The organism is Escherichia sp. MOD1-EC6021, assembly GCF_002965245.1.
Lineage (GTDB): Bacteria > Pseudomonadota > Gammaproteobacteria > Enterobacterales > Enterobacteriaceae > Escherichia > Escherichia coli_F.
The window spans coordinates 166298-185968 of sequence record NZ_PTRU01000003.1 but is presented as its reverse complement, the minus strand read 5'-3'; the positions used below and the strand labels follow the sequence as shown (position 1 = coordinate 185968).

General features: G+C 51.8%; 12 protein-coding genes. 4 read left to right on the top strand and 8 right to left on the bottom strand.

The genetic code is table 11. The features are described 5' to 3' along the window. Positions 1-127: 127 nt before the first annotated feature. Entirely contained in the window at positions 128-2740 is a 2613-nt protein-coding gene (gene pepN / locus BEB54_RS05210) for an aminopeptidase N (RefSeq protein WP_105277073.1), read from the bottom strand. A 265-nt stretch (positions 2741-3005) separates the two neighbouring features. Between pepN and pncB the strand changes: the two genes are divergently transcribed. From pncB to aspC, 4 genes are all read left to right on the top strand, one after another. After that, positions 3006-4208, top strand: coding sequence for a nicotinate phosphoribosyltransferase (pncB, locus tag BEB54_RS05205; RefSeq protein WP_088541650.1), 1203 nt, complete (start codon positions 3006-3008; stop codon positions 4206-4208). Between the two features lie 168 nt (positions 4209-4376). Further along, complete coding sequence (gene asnS / locus BEB54_RS05200; RefSeq protein ID WP_000117881.1) at positions 4377-5777, top strand: asparagine--tRNA ligase; 1401 nt, start codon at positions 4377-4379, stop codon at positions 5775-5777. A gap of 601 nt (positions 5778-6378) precedes the next feature. Further along, positions 6379-7452 (top strand): porin OmpF, encoded by a 1074-nt coding sequence (gene ompF, locus BEB54_RS05195; protein ID WP_000977905.1) that lies wholly within the window; start codon positions 6379-6381, stop codon positions 7450-7452. 184 nt (positions 7453-7636) lie between these two features. Continuing rightward, positions 7637-8827 (top strand): aspartate transaminase, encoded by a 1191-nt coding sequence (gene aspC, locus BEB54_RS05190; protein ID WP_000462687.1) that lies wholly within the window; start codon positions 7637-7639, stop codon positions 8825-8827. A 49-nt stretch (positions 8828-8876) separates the two neighbouring features. On the opposite strand, the gene gloC is transcribed toward aspC, so the two are convergent. The 7 genes from gloC to cmoM form a co-directional block, all read right to left on the bottom strand. Continuing rightward, the gene (gene gloC / locus BEB54_RS05185; protein ID WP_105282147.1) at positions 8877-9524 is read right to left on the bottom strand and encodes a hydroxyacylglutathione hydrolase GloC; all 648 of its coding nucleotides are present in this window, start codon (positions 9522-9524) and stop codon (positions 8877-8879) included. 26 nt (positions 9525-9550) lie between these two features. Continuing rightward, positions 9551-10099 (bottom strand): YcbK family protein, encoded by a 549-nt coding sequence (locus tag BEB54_RS05180; protein WP_001295932.1) that lies wholly within the window; start codon positions 10097-10099, stop codon positions 9551-9553. Positions 10100-10279: 180 nt separating this feature from the next. After that, entirely contained in the window at positions 10280-12127 is a 1848-nt protein-coding gene (gene ldtD / locus BEB54_RS05170) for a L,D-transpeptidase (RefSeq protein ID WP_032183865.1), read from the bottom strand. A 260-nt stretch (positions 12128-12387) separates the two neighbouring features. Further along, on the bottom strand, positions 12388-16848 hold the full coding sequence (mukB, locus tag BEB54_RS05165; protein WP_105277072.1) for a chromosome partition protein MukB: 4461 nt from the start codon (positions 16846-16848) through the stop codon (positions 12388-12390). After that, positions 16848-17552 carry a chromosome partition protein MukE gene (mukE, locus tag BEB54_RS05160; protein WP_001295347.1) on the bottom strand — a complete coding sequence of 235 codons (705 nt, stop codon included), beginning with the start codon at positions 17550-17552 and terminating at the stop codon, positions 16848-16850. The genes mukB and mukE overlap by 1 nt, the downstream gene beginning before the upstream one ends. Further along, positions 17533-18855 (bottom strand): chromosome partition protein MukF, encoded by a 1323-nt coding sequence (mukF, locus tag BEB54_RS05155; RefSeq protein WP_001288850.1) that lies wholly within the window; start codon positions 18853-18855, stop codon positions 17533-17535. The genes mukE and mukF overlap by 20 nt, the downstream gene beginning before the upstream one ends. Next, positions 18852-19637 carry a tRNA uridine 5-oxyacetic acid(34) methyltransferase CmoM gene (cmoM, locus tag BEB54_RS05150; protein ID WP_001360537.1) on the bottom strand — a complete coding sequence of 262 codons (786 nt, stop codon included), beginning with the start codon at positions 19635-19637 and terminating at the stop codon, positions 18852-18854. The genes mukF and cmoM overlap by 4 nt, the downstream gene beginning before the upstream one ends. Between the last annotated feature and the right edge of the window lie 34 nt (positions 19638-19671).

Below are 19671 nucleotides of genomic sequence, written 5' to 3'. Positions count from 1 at the left end.
CATTTGGGCACGGCTGCCGGATGCGGCGTGAACGCCTTATCCAGCCTACAAAACCAGCATTTTCAACGGACTTGTAGGCCTGATAAGACGCGTCAAGCGTCGCATCCGGCATTTGGGCTCAAAAGTATCAAGCCAGTGCTTTAGTTATCTTCTCGTACAGATCGCCAGAGAGATTTTCCAGCCCTTTCAACTGCTCCAGCGCCGCGCGCATTTTCTCCTGACGTTTGGCATCGTAACGCTTCAGGCGAATCAGCGGTTCAATCAGGCGCGATGCCACCTGCGGGTTACGGCTGTTGAGGTCAGTAAGCATTTCCACAAGGAACTGATAACCGCTGCCATCTTCGGCATGGAACGCTGCCGGGTTGCTGCCCGCAAACGCGCCAATCAACGAACGAATGCGGTTCGGGTTGCTCATGGTAAATGAGCGATGCTGCAACAGACCACGCACCGTCTCCAGCACATTCGCCGCCGGGCTGGTGGCTTGCAGGATAAACCATTTATCCATCACCAGACCATCCTGATGCCACTTGTCGTCGTACTCCTGCATCAGCGCGTCACGGCATGGCAGCTGTGCAGCAACCGCCGCAGAAAGCGCGGCCAGCGCATCGGTCATATTGTTTGCTTCATGGAACTGCTTGCTTACCAGCACGTCAGCCAGATGCGTTTCACCAAAAGCGAGGAAGCGCAGGCAGGCATTTCGCAGAGTGCGTTTTGCAATATCTTCATGCTCAACGCGATACTCGCTCTGGTAATTCGCGTTGTAAATAGCCAGCAACTCATCCGCCAGTTCAGTCGCCAGAGTACGGGTGAGTGCTTCACGCACTTCGGCAATAGCAATCGGATCGATGATATCGAACAGCTCTGCCATTTCATTGACGGAAGGCAGCGTCAGAATTTCTGCCGCCAGCGCCGGATCAATCTTCTCATCGAGCAGCACCGCGCGGAAAGCGTCAGCCACATGCACCGGCAGAGACAGCGGCTGCCCTTGCTGATGACGGGCGACGTTCAGTTTGATGTAGGTTGCCAGCAGGCTTTGCGCCGCATCCCAGCGGGAGAAATCATTACGCGCATGACGCATCAGGAAGGTCAGTTGCTGATCGCTCCACTTATATTCCAGTTTCACTGGCGCAGAGAATTCGCACAGCAGTGCGGGCACCGGCTGGAAGTAGACATTATCAAAGACAAAGGTCTGTTCCGCCTGGGTGACGTTCAGCACCGAATTGACCGGATGACCGCCTTTCTGCAACGGGATCACTTTGCCTTCGTTATCATACAGTTCGATGGCAAACGGAATATGCAGCGGCTGTTTTTCTGCCTGATCCGGCGTAGCTGGCGTGCGCTGGCTGATGGTCAGGGTGTACTGCTCAGTTTCTGGATTGTAGTCGTCTTTGACGGTCACAATCGGCGTACCGGACTGGCTGTACCAACGGCGGAAATGGGAGAGATCGACATTTGACGCATCTTCCATCGCCTGAACAAAGTCGTCGCAGGTTGCCGCACTGCCATCATGGCGCTCGAAATAGAGCTGCATCCCTTTCTGGAAGTTTTCTTCGCCCAGCAGAGTGTGGATCATGCGAATCACTTCCGCGCCCTTCTCATAAACGGTCAGGGTGTAGAAGTTGTTCATTTCAATAACCATATCCGGGCGGATCGGGTGCGCCATCGGGCTGGCATCTTCCGCAAACTGCAACCCGCGCATGGTGCGCACGTTGTTGATACGGTTTACTGCGCGGGAACCAAGATCAGAGCTGAACTCCTGATCGCGGAACACGGTTAAGCCTTCTTTCAGGCTGAGCTGGAACCAGTCGCGGCAGGTCACACGGTTACCGGTCCAGTTATGGAAATATTCATGACCAATAACGCGCTCAATATCGAGATAATCTTTATCGGTCGCAGTGTCGGTACGGGCCAGCACATATTTGGAGTTAAAGATATTCAGACCTTTATTCTCCATTGCGCCCATATTGAAGAAATCCACCGCGACGATCATATAGATGTCGAGGTCATACTCCAGGCCGAAGCGTTCTTCATCCCATTTCATGGAGTTTTTCAGCGAGGTCATCGCCCACGGCGCACGATCAAGGTTGCCGCGATCGACGTACAGCTCCAGCGCCACTTCGCGACCAGAACGCGTGGTGAAGGTGTCGCGCAGTACATCAAAGTCACCTGCCACCAGCGCAAACAGGTAGCACGGTTTCGGGAACGGGTCCTGCCACTGTACCCAGTGACGTCCGTTTTCCAGTTCGCCTTGCGCAACGCGGTTACCGTTGGAAAGCAGGAAGGGATATTTGGTTTTATCGGCAATAATTTTGGTGGTAAAACGCGCCAGCACGTCCGGGCGGTCAAGATAATACGTAATATGGCGGAAACCTTCGGCTTCACACTGAGTGCAAAGCGCATCGCCTGACTGATAAAGCCCTTCCAGCGCGGTATTCGTCGCCGGGCTAATTTCATTAACGATCTTAAGCGTAAAACGCTCCGGCAAATTACTGATGACCAGTGCGCCCTCTTCTTCTTTCCAGGCGGTCCACGGCTCATCATTAATATGAACAGAAACCAGTTTAAGATCTTCGCCATCAAGACGAAGCGGAGCATCTGATGCACCATGACGGACAGCCTGGCTGACCGCGGTAACGACCGTCTTTTGCGCGTCCAGGTCAAAGGTCAAGTCAATATCAGTAATCTGGTAATCCGGCGCACGATAATCGTGACGGTATTTGGCTTGTGGCTGTTGAGTCATAAATAACCTTTAGCATCTTTTATAGAGTCTGGTGTTCAGTCTATTCCTGTTGCGTAAATCGCGCTATGCAGAATCTTCATCTTTTCAGGTACAAACGCCTTTATTGCTACATTTTTATAACATACGCAGCGCAATACCATCGACCAGAAAGGTGACATATGGTGTGATCGGGGTTCAATAAATTACGAAACAAGGTATACTCCAGCAGTTCCTGAAGATGTTTATTGTACTAAACGCTCCTGTACGAGGACGCTACTGCGCACCTATGACACAATTCGCTTCTCCTGTTCTGCACTCGTTGCTGGATACAGATGCTTATAAGTTGCATATGCAGCAAGCCGTGTTTCATCACTATTACGATGTGCATGTCGCGGCGGAGTTTCGTTGCCGAGGTGACGATCTGCTGGGTATTTATGCCGATGCTATTCGTGAACAGGTTCAGGCGATGCAGCACCTGCGCCTGCAGGATGATGAATATCAGTGGCTCTCTGCCCTGCCTTTCTTTAAGGTCGACTATCTTAACTGGCTACGCGAATTCCGCTTTAACCCGGAACAAGTCACCGTGTCCAATGATAATGGCAAGCTGGATATTCGTTTAAGCGGCCCGTGGCGTGAAGTCATCCTCTGGGAAGTTCCTTTGCTGGCGGTTATCAGTGAAATGGTGCATCGCTATCGCTCACCGCAGGCTGACGTCGCGCAAGCCCTCGACACGCTGGAAAGCAAATTAGTCGACTTCTCGGCATTAACCGCCGATCTTGATATGTCGCGCTTCCATCTGATGGATTTTGGCACCCGCCGCCGTTTTTCTCGCGAAGTACAAGAAACCATCGTGAAACGTCTGCAACAGGAATCCTGGTTCGTAGGCACCAGCAACTACGATCTGGCGCGTCGGCTTTCCCTCACGCCAATGGGAACACAAGCACACGAATGGTTCCAGGCGCATCAGCAAATCAGTCCGGATCTTGCCAACAGCCAGCGAGCTGCACTTGCTGCCTGGCTGGAAGAATATCCCGACCAACTTGGCATTGCGTTAACCGACTGTATTACCATGGATGCTTTCCTGCGAGATTTCGGCGTAGAATTTGCCAGCCGCTATCAGGGCTTGCGTCATGACTCCGGCGACCCGGTTGAATGGGGTGAAAAAGCCATTGCACATTATGAGAAGCTGGGAATTGATCCGCAGAGTAAAACGCTGGTTTTCTCTGACAATCTGGATTTACGCAAAGCGGTTGAGCTATACCGCCACTTCTCCTCCCGTGTGCAATTAAGTTTTGGTATTGGGACTCGCCTGACCTGCGATATCCCCCAGGTAAAACCCCTGAATATTGTCATTAAGTTGGTTGAGTGTAACGGTAAACCGGTGGCGAAACTTTCTGACAGCCCTGGCAAAACTATCTGCCACGATAAAGCGTTTGTTCGGGCGCTGCGCAAAGCGTTCGACCTTCCGCATATTAAAAAAGCCAGTTAATATCATCAGGGAGCTAATCGGCTCCCTTTTTTTACCTTTAATTCCGAAATCTTTCGCTGCATTTGCGAATTCTGCTTGTCTGATTGCAGATGCCAGGTAACATAGGTATCCCCCCATTTACGGGTGGACAAGTGTTTATTTTTTCCGACTATTAACAGAGAGAATATTATGAGCGTTGTGCCTGTAGCCGACGTACTCCAGGGCCGCGTAGCCGTTGACAGCGAAGTCACCGTGCGCGGATGGGTACGTACCCGCCGAGATTCAAAAGCTGGCATCTCCTTCCTCGCCGTTTATGACGGTTCCTGCTTTGATCCTGTACAGGCTGTCATCAATAATTCTCTGCCCAATTACAATGAAGACGTTCTGCGTCTGACCACCGGTTGCTCGGTCATTGTGACGGGTAAAGTCGTGGCGTCGCCAGGACAGGGGCAACAATTTGAAATTCAGGCCAGCAAGGTTGAAGTTGCTGGTTGGGTTGAAGATCCAGACACTTACCCGATGGCGGCAAAACGCCACAGCATTGAGTATCTGCGTGAAGTCGCTCACCTGCGTCCGCGCACAAACCTGATTGGTGCCGTCGCGCGCGTTCGCCATACGCTGGCGCAGGCGCTGCATCGCTTCTTTAACGAGCAGGGATTCTTCTGGGTTTCAACGCCACTGATTACTGCGTCTGATACCGAAGGGGCTGGCGAAATGTTCCGCGTTTCTACGCTGGATCTGGAAAACCTGCCGCGTAACGATCAGGGCAAAGTGGATTTCGACAAAGACTTCTTTGGTAAAGAGTCTTTCCTGACCGTATCTGGCCAGTTGAACGGCGAAACCTACGCTTGCGCATTGTCCAAAATTTATACCTTCGGCCCGACTTTCCGTGCTGAAAACTCCAACACCAGCCGTCACCTGGCGGAATTCTGGATGCTGGAGCCGGAAGTGGCGTTTGCTAACCTGAACGATATCGCGGGTCTGGCTGAAGCCATGCTGAAATATGTCTTCAAAGCGGTTCTCGAAGAACGCGCTGACGACATGAAATTCTTCGCTGAACGCGTAGATAAAGATGCCGTTTCACGTCTGGAACGTTTTATTGAGGCCGATTTCGCGCAGGTGGATTACACCGACGCAGTGACCATTCTCGAAAACTGCGGCAGGAAGTTTGAAAACCCGGTTTACTGGGGCGTCGATCTCTCTTCTGAGCATGAGCGTTATCTGGCAGAAGAACACTTTAAAGCACCGGTAGTGGTTAAAAACTATCCGAAAGATATTAAAGCGTTCTATATGCGCCTTAACGAAGACGGTAAAACCGTTGCGGCTATGGATGTTCTGGCTCCGGGCATCGGTGAAATCATTGGTGGTTCTCAGCGTGAAGAGCGTCTGGACGTGCTGGACGAGCGTATGCTGGAAATGGGCCTGAATAAAGAAGATTACTGGTGGTATCGCGATCTGCGTCGCTACGGTACTGTTCCGCATTCCGGTTTCGGTCTTGGTTTTGAACGCCTGATTGCTTACGTAACTGGCGTTCAAAACGTGCGTGATGTGATTCCGTTCCCACGTACTCCGCGTAACGCCAGCTTCTAATTTAGCGTCTTCAAGAGCCAGCACCCGCTGGCTCTTTTTTTATCCTTTCTGTCAAGTTATCTGTTTGTTAAGTCAAGCAATCTATTTGCAACCCCGCCATAACGATCATCCTGTTACGGAATATTACACTGCAACATTTGCGCACAAAAAATAATCCGCATTCTTATTGCGGATTAGTTTTTTCTTAGCTGATAGCACAATTTTCATACTATTTTTTGGCGTTCTGGATGTCTGAACGAGGATTTAGTGTCAGGTCGATAAAGTTTCTATCAGAAACAAAATTTCCTTTTAGTTAATTTAAATATAAGGAAATCATATAAATAGATAAAAATTGCTGTAAATATCATCACGCTTCTATGGAAATATGACGGTGTTCACAAAGTTCCTTAAATTTTACTTTTAGTTACATATTTTTTCTTTTTGAAACCAAATCTTTATCTTTGTAGCACTTTCACGGTAGCGAAACGTTAGTTTGAATGGAAAGATGCCTGCAGACACATAAAGACACCAAACTCTCATCAATAGTTCCGTAAATTTTTATTGACAGAACTTATTGACGGCAGTGGCAGGTGTCATAAAAAAACCATGAGGGTAATAAATAATGATGAAGCGCAATATTCTGGCAGTGATCGTCCCTGCTCTGTTAGTAGCAGGTACTGCAAACGCTGCAGAAATCTATAACAAAGATGGCAACAAAGTAGATCTGTACGGTAAAGCTGTCGGTCTGCATTATTTTTCTAAAGACAATGGTGTAAACAGTTACGGCGGAAACGGCGACAAAACTTATGCCCGTCTTGGTTTTAAAGGGGAAACACAAATCAATTCCGATCTGACCGGCTACGGTCAGTGGGAATATAACTTCCAGGGTAACAACTCTGAAGGCGCTGATGCCCAGAAAGGTAACAAAACTCGTCTGGCATTCGCAGGTCTGAAATTCGCTGATGCGGGTTCTATCGACTACGGTCGTAACTACGGTGTGGTTTACGACGCACTGGGTTACACCGATATGCTGCCTGAGTTTGGCGGTGACACGGCATACAGCGATGACTTCTTCGTTGGTCGTGTAGGCGGCGTTGCTACCTATCGTAACTCCAACTTCTTCGGTCTGGTTGACGGCCTGAACTTTGCCGTTCAGTACCTGGGCAAAAACGAACGTGCTGGTATTCCTGAGCGTTCCAACGGCGACGGCGTCGGTGGCTCTATCAGCTACGAATTCGAAGGCTTTGGTATCGTAGGTGCTTACGGTGCAGCAGACCGTACCGACGCCCAGGAAGCCGAATTCCGCGGTCAGGGTAAAAAAGCTGAACAGTGGGCAACTGGTCTGAAGTATGACGCGAACAACATCTACCTGGCAGCGAACTACGGTGAAACCCGTAACGCTACGCCAATTGAAGGCGGCTTCGCCAACAAAACGCAAGATGTTCTGTTAGTTGCGCAATACCAGTTCGATTTCGGTCTGCGTCCGTCCATCGCTTACACCAAATCTAAAGCGAAAGACGTAGAAGGTATCGGTGATGTTGATCTGGTGAACTACTTTGAAGTGGGCGCAACCTACTACTTCAACAAAAACATGTCCACCTATGTTGACTACATCATCAACCAGATCGATTCTGACAACAAACTGGGCGTAGGTTCAGACGACACCGTTGCTGTGGGTATCGTTTACCAGTTCTAATAGCACACCTCTTTGTTAAATGCCGAAAAAACAGGACTTTGGTCCTGTTTTTTTTATGCCTTCCAGAGCAATCTCACGTCTTGCAAAAACAGCCTGCGTTTTCATCAGTAATAGTTGGAATTTTGTAAATCTCCCGTTACCCTGATAGCGGACTTCCCTTCTGTAACCATAATGGAACCTCGTCATGTTTGAGAACATTACCGCCGCTCCTGCCGACCCGATTCTGGGCCTGGCCGATCTGTTTCGTGCCGATGAACGTCCCGGCAAAATTAACCTCGGGATTGGTGTCTATAAAGATGAGACGGGCAAAACCCCGGTACTGACCAGCGTGAAAAAGGCTGAACAGTATCTGCTCGAAAATGAAACCACCAAAAATTACCTCGGCATTGACGGCATCCCTGAATTTGGTCGCTGCACTCAGGAACTGCTGTTTGGTAAAGGTAGCGCCCTGATCAATGACAAACGTGCTCGCACGGCACAGACTCCGGGTGGCACTGGCGCACTACGCGTGGCTGCCGATTTCCTGGCAAAAAATACCAGCGTTAAGCGTGTGTGGGTGAGCAACCCAAGCTGGCCGAACCATAAGAGCGTCTTTAACTCTGCAGGTCTGGAAGTTCGTGAATACGCTTATTATGATGCGGAAAATCACACCCTTGACTTCGATGCACTGATTAACAGCCTGAACGAAGCTCAGGCTGGCGACGTAGTGCTGTTCCATGGCTGCTGCCATAACCCAACCGGTATCGACCCTACGCTGGAACAATGGCAGACACTGGCACAACTTTCCGTTGAGAAAGGCTGGTTACCGCTGTTTGACTTCGCTTACCAGGGGTTTGCCCGTGGTCTGGAAGAAGATGCTGAAGGACTGCGCGCTTTCGCGGCTATGCATAAAGAGCTGATTGTTGCTAGTTCCTACTCTAAAAACTTTGGCCTGTACAACGAGCGTGTTGGCGCTTGTACTCTGGTTGCTGCTGACAGTGAGACCGTTGATCGCGCATTCAGCCAAATGAAAGCGGCGATTCGCGCTAACTACTCTAACCCACCAGCACACGGCGCTTCTGTTGTTGCCACCATCCTGAGCAACGATGCGTTACGTGCGATTTGGGAACAAGAGCTGACTGATATGCGCCAGCGTATTCAGCGTATGCGTCAGTTGTTCGTCAATACGCTGCAGGAAAAAGGCGCAAACCGCGACTTCAGCTTTATCATCAAACAGAACGGCATGTTCTCCTTCAGTGGCCTGACAAAAGAACAAGTGCTGCGTCTGCGCGAAGAGTTTGGCGTGTATGCTGTTGCTTCTGGTCGCGTAAACGTGGCCGGGATGACACCAGATAATATGGCTCCGCTGTGCGAAGCGATTGTGGCAGTGCTGTAAGCGTTAAAAACAATGAAGCCCGCTGAAAAGCGGGCTTTTTTATGCGCCTTTACCAGACGGGCATTTCGTCTTGCAGGAAGGGATTATGCAGGCGCTCATAACCAAGTGTGGATAATGGTCCGTGACCCGGAATAAATGTCACATCATCCCCCAGTGGCAGCAATTTATCTTTGATTGAAGAAATCAGTTGATTATGATCGCCACGCGGGAAATCACTGCGCCCTACTCCGCCTTTGAAAATAACATCGCCAGAAATCAGCAGTTTTGCCCGATCATCAAAAAACACCACATGACCCGGCGTATGACCAGGGCAATGTAACACCTGTAAAGTCACATTCCCTATGCTGATGGTATCGCCTTCGTTCAGCCAACGATCTGGCGTCAGCGGCTGGCACTCTTCCAGACCAAACATACGACTTTGCGCAGGCAAGCCTTGCAGCCAGAACTCATCTTCTTTTTCCGGGCCAAAAACCGGCACGCCGTAATGTTGCGCCAGTTCCGCCGCTGCGCCAACGTGGTCCAGATGACCATGAGTCAGCAGGATCTGCATCAGTGTCAGGCCGCTGGCATCAACTTCCTGTTTGATTTTTTCCGCATCGCCGCCAGGATCGACCAGTGCGGCCAGACGGGTTTGTTCACACCAGATCAATGAACAGTTCAGGGAGAATGCGGTGACCGGAATAATACGATAGTTCATACTGCCCCTGTTTCGTTAAGCGATTACTACCAGTGCCGTGCTGGCCCGGTATCAATATGCACAAAGTTACTACGTGGGTAATATCCTACACCACCTGCGCGCATAGATAACGCGGCTTTGCGAATATTGCTTAACGCGATACCTTCAATGTGGAAATCCATCGCCTGGCCTTTAGTGTGATAGCTTTTCTTCGCTACTCCACGGCTGCGGGCGCGTAGTTCATTGTTGGTATCAATGGAACGATAACCGGAAATGAGTTGCACCGGTTTGCGGGTGCCTAACAACCCTTGCAGGCGATACAACTGGTCGAATAATCCTGGGTCGATGGACTTTATTTTGTTCGCGCGGTAATCGCGGAAAAAATGGTTAAGTTTTGCCAATTCTTCCTGAATATAGCCTCTGCCATCGAAAAACTCCGCTTTGATTGACTCTCCGGTATGAAGATTATTGAGTGTCAAAATGCGCGGGCGTGGGGTAGAGAGTGTTGCAAATGCCGGGGTCGGCAGGATGGCGGCACCGAGTGCAACGCCACCAAGCGCCAGCAGTTTGCGGCGATTAGCGTCGAATTTGTCCATGATAATCAAGTCTACAGGTCAATGTTATCGTTTATATGCACTTCTGGCGCACAAGAGGCACCTTAACCGCCTGTAAAGCAGACGTCAAGATGACTCAACCCCAGCAGTGACGGGGGCTGCAGAGAATTGCCCCCAATCATGCTAATTATTACGACAACTGATTTCCCCGAACTACTTCATTTACCTGATTAATTGTTCCGCTTTCGATACGATTTGCGAGCTGGATCGCGCAGGCAGATCATAATTGTAAATATCTGTACGATACTGGGTACGACCATCTGCACCAACAAAGGCCGTCAGATAGTAGAGATTCACCGGAATCGACTGCCGAATATTGACGTAACGCGTATCGCCCTGCTTCAGCGCATCAGAAATACGTTTGTCATTCCAGCCTGCATCCTGCAACAGCATATTCGCCAGATCGGAAGCTTTATTCACTCGTACACAGCCTGAGCTCAATGCGCGTGTATCACGCTTGAACAGATTGTGGTTCGGCGTGTCATGCAAATAAATGGCCTCTGAACTCGGCATATTGAATTTATAGCGCCCCAGCGAGTTCCGTGGGCCTGGAGCCTGCTGGAAGCGGAACGGTAAATTCGAGGCCGTGATTGTAGACCAGTCAACCTGCCATGGGTCAATCGCTTCTCTGCTGTTCCAGCCGCGCATCACCGTATAGCCATGGCTTTCGAGATACCCAGGATCATTGCGCACTTTCGGCAGAATATCTTTGCGTGCCAGAGTTGGTGGTACGTTCCACGGCGGGTTTACCACCACGTTGTTAAGGGCACTACTCATCATCGGCGTTTTGCGATCGGGGCGACCGACAATGACTCGCGAATCCAGCACCTGATTGCCGTTCTGATAGTAGACCAGCGAATAGGCCGGAATGTTAACCATGATCCCGGTAGAAAGCTCTGTTGGCAGCAAGCGCAATCGCTGGATGTTGAGTGCCAACACGCCAGCACGCTGGGCGGGCGTTACGTTTAACCAGTCACGCGTTGCCGGGCCAATAGCACCATCTGCCCCCAATCCTTGCCATGCCTGAAAACGTTTAACGGCTTCCACCAGTTCATTATCGTAGGCGGCACGAACGACAGGCGCAGGTTTACTACGAGACGTAGTTTGCTGGTCCATCGGCTTAGTTTCTGCTGTTTCAACAGTAACAGCGGATGGGCTGACTACCGCGTCAGTTGGCGTGTCATCGCCAGGTAGAGTAATTTTCGGCCCCCCGTCCAGCATGCCTGTACGCTGCAATATTTCGCGCAACGCCGGTACGTCGTTACTCCACTGCCCTGGGCGCAACGTTGCTTTGCCGGTCAGTTGGGGCCACGGTTTGGTGTCACTGAGTAAGGCCAGTAACGATTCATGCATCGCCGCATATTGCGGATGCTGCGGTGCCAGTCCTGCAACAAACGTCGGCAATTGACCTTTATCCAGCGCCAGCTGCCATTGGTTAATCACCGAGAGCGGCGGCGTGGAAAGCGCATAAGGTTTACTGCTGTATAGCCAGCGAGTGCCTTTGACCGGAATATTTGCAATGAAATGGAGATAGCCCATCATCGCATCAGAGAGCACCACATCGCGTGCCATCCCGTTAATACCAGGATCGGTCAGCAACTCTACCCATTTATTAAACTGCGGCTGGAAACCGGCAATCGCCACCTCTGCCAGCTGTTGCTGGAAGGCTTTAACAGCATCACGGTTTTCCCACATGGGTTGCATATCGCGTGCGGCATACAACAGTTGAAGCTGGTTAAGATAAACCGGCTTATAGCCTGCAGGTAATTGAGATTCGATTTGCGTGCGGGCTTTTTCTGCCGCACCTTCAGGCAATGGCTGGATCCCCGCCATTATTGCCGTGGCCTGCGCCTGCGGCAGTGCCTCGCCCTGTTCGCTGACAGCCACCGGGCTGTCGCCAGGGATTACTTCAGGCTCATCGGCCTGAGCATTGAACAGTGGAGCGAATGTTACGGCCACGCACAAACTGATTGCCGACAGCCGACGACCACACATCATATTAAGCAACATCCCTTGCCCCCTGTTTTTATCATACTCTGAATAGCCAGGCTGTTATTTTACGACTTGCCTGTACAACGCCAATACTCACGAAAGTATGACGAGCAAGCCTGTTACTCATCAGGCTTATCTTCAGTATATAAACGCCGATACGTTTTTACATAACCTAATGTAAAGAAGTTTAAAGAAAAGCGCGCCAGAATGTGGCACTTTTTTAGTGCAGAAACGGAGTTTTCAGAAACAGGAAAGGCGGCATCGCTGCCGCCTCAATCTTAACTCGCCTGGGAAGGCGCTTCGTCAGTTCCTGGAAGCGTTTCAGGGAGTTGCGGTGCAAAACCACGCAGACCGACTACGTGAACGTGTTCGGTATTCTGGAAGACTTTACGCACCAGTTTATAGGTGGTGCCTTTTTCCGGGCTGATATTTTCCGGCGCTGCGATGATGAGCTGCATTTGCAAACGCTCACACAATTCAAACAGCGTGGCGATGGAACGGGCATCCAGTCGCGCTGCTTCATCAAGGAACAGCAGACGGCAAGGAGAGATATCTTTACCGCGCAAGCGGCGAGATTCATCTTCCCAACTCTGTACCACCATCACCAGAATCGACATACCGGTACCAATAGCCTCACCGGTCGACAATGCACCAGACTCCGCGCGCAACCAGCCATCGGAACCACGGTTAACCTCAACTTCCATTTCAAGATAGTTACGGTAATCCAGCAGTTCTTCACCGATGGTCTGCGGCGTGCGCTGCCCCATATCAATCTGCGGATTAAGGCGCTGATACAGTTTCGCCAGCGCTTCCGAGAAGGTCAGACGGTTGCTGTTAAACAGATCCTGATGTTGTTCGTGCTGTTCAGAGAGCACATCCAGCAGCATGGCGTGCGTTTCACGCACGTTCACGTTGAGGCGCACGCTGTTCACCTGACCGAACGATACGTTCTGCAAGCCCTGGTTGAGCATACGGATGCGGTTCTGCTCGCGCTGAATGGTTTTACGGATGATGTTCGCCACGCTGCGGGAACTGATCGCCAGTTTCTGTTCGCGGGACGTTAACTCTTCAGTCAGACGGCTAAGTTCGATCTCCATCTGCTCGATAGCTTCAACCGGATCATCGGTACGAATAATATCCTGACGAATACGCTCGCGCAGATGCTGATAAACCGCCACGAAGAACTGAATTTTACGTTCCGGACGTTTTGGATCTTCCGACATACGCAGCACGTCGCGCAGATGTTCGTTATCCGCTACCGCGAGACGCAACGCACCCAACGCCTTATCCGACATGGAACGCAAATCATCCGCGGAGAGATAAGCCAGCTCACGGCGGTGTAAGCGGCGCTCAACACCGTTATCTTTCACCATGCGCATCACTGCACACCAGCCCGCTTTCGCGGTCACTACCTGCTCGCGCATCTCAAAGTAATCACGCTCCAGCTTGCGCAGTTTGCGGGTCAGGTTGTCCATCTCCGCTTCGCAGAAGGTAAGCGCTTTTTCCAGTTGGTTGCGACGTGAACGGTTATTGCTCAGCTGCGCATGTAACTCATCACGGCGAATACGCGCCCGCTCTTCTGCCCCGCTATCAGCACGCACGCCGATATCCTGCAATTCACGTTGCAGATCGTTGAGTAGCTCTTTTTTGGTGTCATACGAACTTTTCAGCGAAGCCAGTACCTGGTTGTACTGACTCAACTGCGCTGCGTGTCCGCGCAACGCTTCACGTGCGCGGGTACGCTCCGCTTCCGCCTGTTCCAGACGTTCACGCAGTTTTTCGTTGAGATCGCTGTTACCGCTAAGCATTTCTGCCGAGTCAGAGTAGCTAAAGTGCGCACGACGCTGCACCACTTCCGTCAGGGCAAACGCCTGCTGACGGGCATCGCGCTGCATCTGCTGAGAGTACGCGTAATCTTCTTTTAACTGTTCGAACTGTTCCGGGTCACTCTGCAATACCGAAACGATCGGTTCCAGTTTCGCCAGTTGATTACCGAACTGCTGAACAAAACGCGCGGCTTCCTGGGCTTCATCCAGACGTTCGCGGATTTCATCGACGCGATCTGCCAGGCTGTCATCAGCCAGCAGGTTAAGACGCGGCAGAATGCGGTTCAGCGCCGTAACGCCCTCTTTCGCCTGCTCAAACTGAATACGCTGCTGCTGGTTATCATTTTCATGATTACTCAACGCCCGCTCCAGTTCGACGCGACGGCTGTTCAGTTGACGGATTTCTGCTTCCGGATCAGGCTCAAACGCTACCGCCAGATGGCTACCAATAAAGCGGCTGAACGCCTGATGCAGACGCTGGGTTTTCTGTACATCAAAGGAGAGCGTGGCGAAGCGTTCGGAAAGCACTTCACGTTCCGCATGGAGGCTTTCAATACGGCTTTCACGCGCAGCACGACCAAACAGCGGCACTTCCGGGAAACGTGAATAACGCCACTGACGATCGGCGATTTTCACCACTACCGCTTTTTCCAGCTCATCAACGCTGAACACGCTGTCATCGAATGACTGCGGATCCCCTTCGATCAGATAGAGATCTTCCGGGCAATCGGTCAAGCCTTCCAGATGCTCGGTTACCTGTGACAGGTCCGGCACCACGATAGCGTGGCGTGACGGGCCGTACAACGCCGAGAAGTACGGCGCATCTTCCAGGCTAACGTCGTCATAAATTTCTGACAGCAACACGCCGCCAAAACGCTCCGCCAGCGCATTCAGACGCTGGTCTTCAGAGCCGCCTGGCTGGCTTAAACGTTCGATCTCTTCATCGACGGCGTTTTTGCGTGCGCCAACTTCGTCACGTTCAACAATCGCTTCGCGCTCACGCTCAAGCAACTGTTGCAGATATTCGGTGACGTCCTGGCTTGAGGAGAATTCTTCGCCGCACTGTTCGCTCAACTGGTTGAGACTGTTTTGCGCTGCCAGCCAAACCGGCGCACGCTGCATCAAACTCTGAATGCGAGACTGCAGCTGTTCCTGCTCCTGGCGCAGTGCCATCCGCTCTTCTCGGGCGTTAGAGACGCTATCGGAAAGAGAGGCAATGCGTGCTTCCAGCTCCTGATGCAGAGCTTCCAGTTCATCAATATCAAAATTCTTGCCCTGACGTTTGCAGAAATCTGCCAGCAGACGCTCAGCTTCTTGCTGTTCACGCAGACGCTGTTCCAGTTCGCTTAAGCGCATCCGCAACGGCTGAACCTGCTCTGCCAGGTGACGCTGATCGACCCCTTCGCGCAATAGTTCGCGAGCGACATCCCACGCCTCGTTACGCGCCAGCGGGCCGTTGATTGCCACCACCAGCTGATAAGCCTGCTCAAACTGGCTGTGCGCGGTTTGCGCCATGCTCATTTTCTGCTCAAGAGAGAGCATTTTTTCGGTCGCTTCCAGCTCTTTCGCCTGGAAGGTTTCCAGCCATTCGGCGGCGCTGTCGGCGGTTAAGTCCGGCAGATGGCACAGTTCTTTGGCACGATTAAGCGCAGCAATCGCCTGGTTATACTGGATCGCGCGCGTTTGCTGGACGTCCAGCGCCTGCTGGTAGTCAGCAAGCTGGCTTTTCAGCTCGTCCACTTCCAGTTCGGCAGCTTCCGCACGAGCCTCGTTCTCTTCCTGGCGTTCGATGGCTTCTGCCACCACTTCGTTTTGCTCTTCCAGACGGATCTGCAGCTCATCGAGATCCGCTTCGTAGCGTTCGATCTTCTCCTGCTGACGTAGTGCGGTTTGCACCAGGTTCAGGTGATCGCTGGCCGCCTGATAATCCGCTTCCAGATCGCCTTCGGCACCGTTGTGCTCAGCCAGCTCTCGCGCCATGTCGACGTGTTTGTACTGCTCAGCCGCCAGTTGCTGACGCGAAGTATGTAGCTCGCGACGAAACTCCAGGGCCTTATCGAGATGAACACGGCGCTCGTTGGCGTGACGCATGTAGTCCGCCGCCACGTAGTTAGTCGCTTCGCTGATCAGATGCTTGAACAAGTCACGGTCAGACTGGGTAACACGAATCGCTTCCAGCGTCATGCGGTTTTCACGCAGCGCCGCTTCCATGTCCTGAAACGCTTTACGCACGCCGCTATTTTCTGGCAACAGGTAGTCGCGCAGAGAACGGGTGATGGCGCTGGAAATCCCGCCGTACAGCGAAGCTTCAATCAGACGATAGAATTTACTACGATCAGACGCTGAGCGCAGACGACGTGCGATGATGCCCAGATCGAACATCAGCGAGTGGTAATCGGTAATAGAGTTGAACTGCTTAAACTGCACGCCTTCCATCGCTTCGAGCTTGTCTTTCAGCTCGTTAAGCGGCAGTACACGCGCCTGACGTTCATTCAGAGTTTCGGTCACCAGTTGTGTCGGCTGCACCGACATCGGCAAGCCCTGAATGGCAAATGGTTTGATATCAACTTTACGATCGCGCCCGGCAACCTGTTGCAGACGCACGCCGACCACCACGCGCTGATGGCGCGAGTTAATGGTGTCGAGCATCGAATAGCAGACACCCGCTTTCAGCTTACCGTGCAGACCTTTATCGCGCGAACCGCTGGTGGCCCCGGCTTCCGTGGTGTTACGGAAATGCAGCAGGGTCAGGTCGGGGATCAGCGCCGTAACGAACGCCGCCATGGTAGTAGATTTACCCGCACCGTTACCACCGGAGAGCGTCGTAACCAGCTCATCGAGGTCAAAAGTTCGGGCAAAAAAGCCGTTCCAGTTAATCAGCGTCAGTGAGCGAAATTTACCGCGTTCAATCATTATTCTTCCTCTCCGCTATCTGGCTGATTCTCTTCGGTTTCATCGTTGAGTTGCAGATGATTTTCAATCGGCATTGCTTCGCCATCACGAATCAGGCGACGCTGTGCTTCACGGGGATCGTCGCCAGCACGCACATCGGCTCCGAAGCGGAACACCGATTCGGTAATGCGGAACTTGCTGCTGTCGTGGCCCATAAACCACACCATGCCTAAACGACGCAGACGGTTGAGCGAAGAACGTACTTTCTCCTGCAACTTCTGCCGGTCAACGTCTGAACCGGTTGAACGGTTGTTCACCAGTTTCAGCAGTTTCGCTTCATCGGCCAGGGTGAGCAGTTCATCGTACAGTTCCTGCTGGGTGAAAATCCCCTCATTCGCCAGCCGTTCCGGGCTGAGATAAAGATAACAGAGGATTTTCCCGACCATCATATCCAGTTCCGACAAGACGGAACGAGGGATCAGCGTGGTGGAACGTGGGCGTAAATAGAAGAACCCCTCCGGTGCGCGAATAAGCTCAACGTTATAACGCGCGTAAAATTCTTCCAGATATTCCTGAAAATCCATCAGGAATGCATGATTATCCAGTTCGTCAAGGCCAATATGGCGGCCTGAACGTAAGGCGCTATCCAGCGCCGGAAATAACGGATTCGCCAGCGCCTGCGCCAGCTTAACCGGCATCACTTGTTCAATATTTGTCGATGACATGCGCCTGTACCTTGGCTCCGTAATCATTAATCGGCTGCCATTTCGCTGGCAGTCCGGTGAAATCTGCTTGCGCTACGCCAAGACGTACCGCCTGATCAATAACAATGCGCGCAACGTCAAAGTGACGTGCACGCGGATACTGTGACAGATATTCGCGTACCACCAGACCAAGATCCAGCGGCACTTGTCTGGTTTTGTACACGGCAAGTTGTTCTTCGATGATCGCCGCCAGCTGTTCGCGGATCTCGTTAAACTCTTCGTACTCCAGATCCTCAGGAAGTTCCCCAGTCACTTCTTCATCGCGCAGTGCCATCTCTTCGTCACGCATATCCAGCAGACGATCGGCATTGGCATAAGTTAGCGCCCACGGTTCATCAAAATAGGTTTGTACCGACTGACGTAACCGCTGAGCAAAGACGCGGTTTTTATCCATATCGATAGCGGTACGAATAAATTTGTGTACGTGGCGGTCGTAGCCAATCCATAAGTCGATGGATTGCTGGCCCCAGCTGATAATACGGTCAAGTTTGCTTTGCAGATCGAACACCAGACGATCGACGAAATGCAGATCATCATGAGTCATCGTCGCATCCTGAATGCGTAACAGATTAGCCTGCAATTTATCACCTGCCGCTTCCAGCGTATCCTGCAATTCACGCAGCGTTCCGGAAGTTTCCGAAAGCAACAATTCGCAGCTGGAAATCGCCGCCCGCCAGTCTTTGTTCAGCAACTGGGCGATATCATCTTTCACCTGCTGCTGCTGTTCGTCCATCAGACGTTGCGTCAGGTCGATGCTGTCGAAAATTTCTGCTACCGAATATTTCAGTGGCGCATAGACATTACGGTGCCAGTGAAACTCATCACCGCCCTCTTCGGCGGCATCTGCCGCGCGTTTCAGTTCGCCCGCCACAATCGACAACTGCATAGAAAGGCGCAGCGTCGAAAACTCGCGCTGACGGATGTAGTAATCGGTAATACCGATGCCAAGCGGCGTCAGACGGTAAATTGCGTTCCCTTCAGCCTGCTCGCTGGTAAAGCGGTTCAGCAGACGTTGACGAACCATGTCGTTGATCGCGTTGTTGGCGCGCACGCCGATGGTTTCGCTGGTTTGCTCAAACGCATCACTCACATGGCGGAATGCATCCACCAACTCGCCTTCGCTCATCTCACCATCCAGACGCTCGCCGTTCAGCGTGGCAACTGCCAGCAGAAAAGAGAGTCGGTCTACCGGCAGCGAGATGGAGAAGTCATTTTTTCTGGCCCAGGCAACCAGTTCGGGGACTGTCTGGGAAAATTCACTCATACTTTATCCTTGCTCTGCGGTTTGCGCGCGGTGACATGAATATAACGCCCCAGGGTAATATACGGTTCCTGACGGCAATAACGCGTTTCTAATTCAAGTAATGCTTCATAGCAGTCGCGCTGCTGGTGCTTCTCGCGCAGGTAATCATGAAACACGCGAACGCCGGTCTTACCCATAATTTGCCAACCAGCTTCTTCCAGCCACAGATAAACCTGCGCCGGGTCGCGTGGATAATCTGGCGAAAGCGTCCGTTTTTTCTTTTTCGGCATTCCCGCCTGCACGTAATCAAAATTCCCTGCAACCATGTTATGCATCAGCAAGCCGTGCGCATTGTAGAACATTAACGACAACACACCGCCTGGACGCAACACTGACCACAGGGTCTGCAATACGCTGCGGGGATCGGCCACCCACTCGAGCACCGCATGGAACAATATCAGATCAACGGGCGTTTCCAAATGCGAAGCAACATCCTGAGCGGCGCAATGTATAAATTGCATGTTGTCGCTCACACCTTTTGCTTCTGCCGCCTGTTTTGCGCGGTCGATCATCTGCGCTGAAAGATCGCATAAAATGACCTGATGCCCACGCTCGGCCATTTTGATTGCGGTCTGCCCTTCTCCACCGCCAGCATCCAGCACACGCAGTTTTTGCGAGCCCATTTCCGCCAGCACGCGATCGAGATCCTGCCACAGAATAGCCTGTCGAAGCTGCCCTTTGGTGGTGCCGTAAATGTTACGGGAAAACTTTTCCGCAATATCATCAAAATTGCGATCCTGCATTGCTTTCTCCACCGGTTGGCTAAGACGTTTTCTG

Coding starts and splice junctions, on each gene's coding strand:
- pepN (WP_105277073.1), bottom strand. CDS start 2,740: ATGACTCAACAGCCACAAGCCAAATACCGTCACGATTATCGTGCGCCG.
- pncB (WP_088541650.1), top strand. CDS start 3,006: ATGACACAATTCGCTTCTCCTGTTCTGCACTCGTTGCTGGATACAGAT.
- asnS (WP_000117881.1), top strand. CDS start 4,377: ATGAGCGTTGTGCCTGTAGCCGACGTACTCCAGGGCCGCGTAGCCGTT.
- ompF (WP_000977905.1), top strand. CDS start 6,379: ATGATGAAGCGCAATATTCTGGCAGTGATCGTCCCTGCTCTGTTAGTA.
- aspC (WP_000462687.1), top strand. CDS start 7,637: ATGTTTGAGAACATTACCGCCGCTCCTGCCGACCCGATTCTGGGCCTG.
- gloC (WP_105282147.1), bottom strand. CDS start 9,524: ATGAACTATCGTATTATTCCGGTCACCGCATTCTCCCTGAACTGTTCA.
- BEB54_RS05180 (WP_001295932.1), bottom strand. CDS start 10,099: ATGGACAAATTCGACGCTAATCGCCGCAAACTGCTGGCGCTTGGTGGC.
- ldtD (WP_032183865.1), bottom strand. CDS start 12,127: ATGTTGCTTAATATGATGTGTGGTCGTCGGCTGTCGGCAATCAGTTTG.
- mukB (WP_105277072.1), bottom strand. CDS start 16,848: ATGATTGAACGCGGTAAATTTCGCTCACTGACGCTGATTAACTGGAAC.
- mukE (WP_001295347.1), bottom strand. CDS start 17,552: ATGTCATCGACAAATATTGAACAAGTGATGCCGGTTAAGCTGGCGCAG.
- mukF (WP_001288850.1), bottom strand. CDS start 18,855: ATGAGTGAATTTTCCCAGACAGTCCCCGAACTGGTTGCCTGGGCCAGA.
- cmoM (WP_001360537.1), bottom strand. CDS start 19,637: ATGCAGGATCGCAATTTTGATGATATTGCGGAAAAGTTTTCCCGTAAC.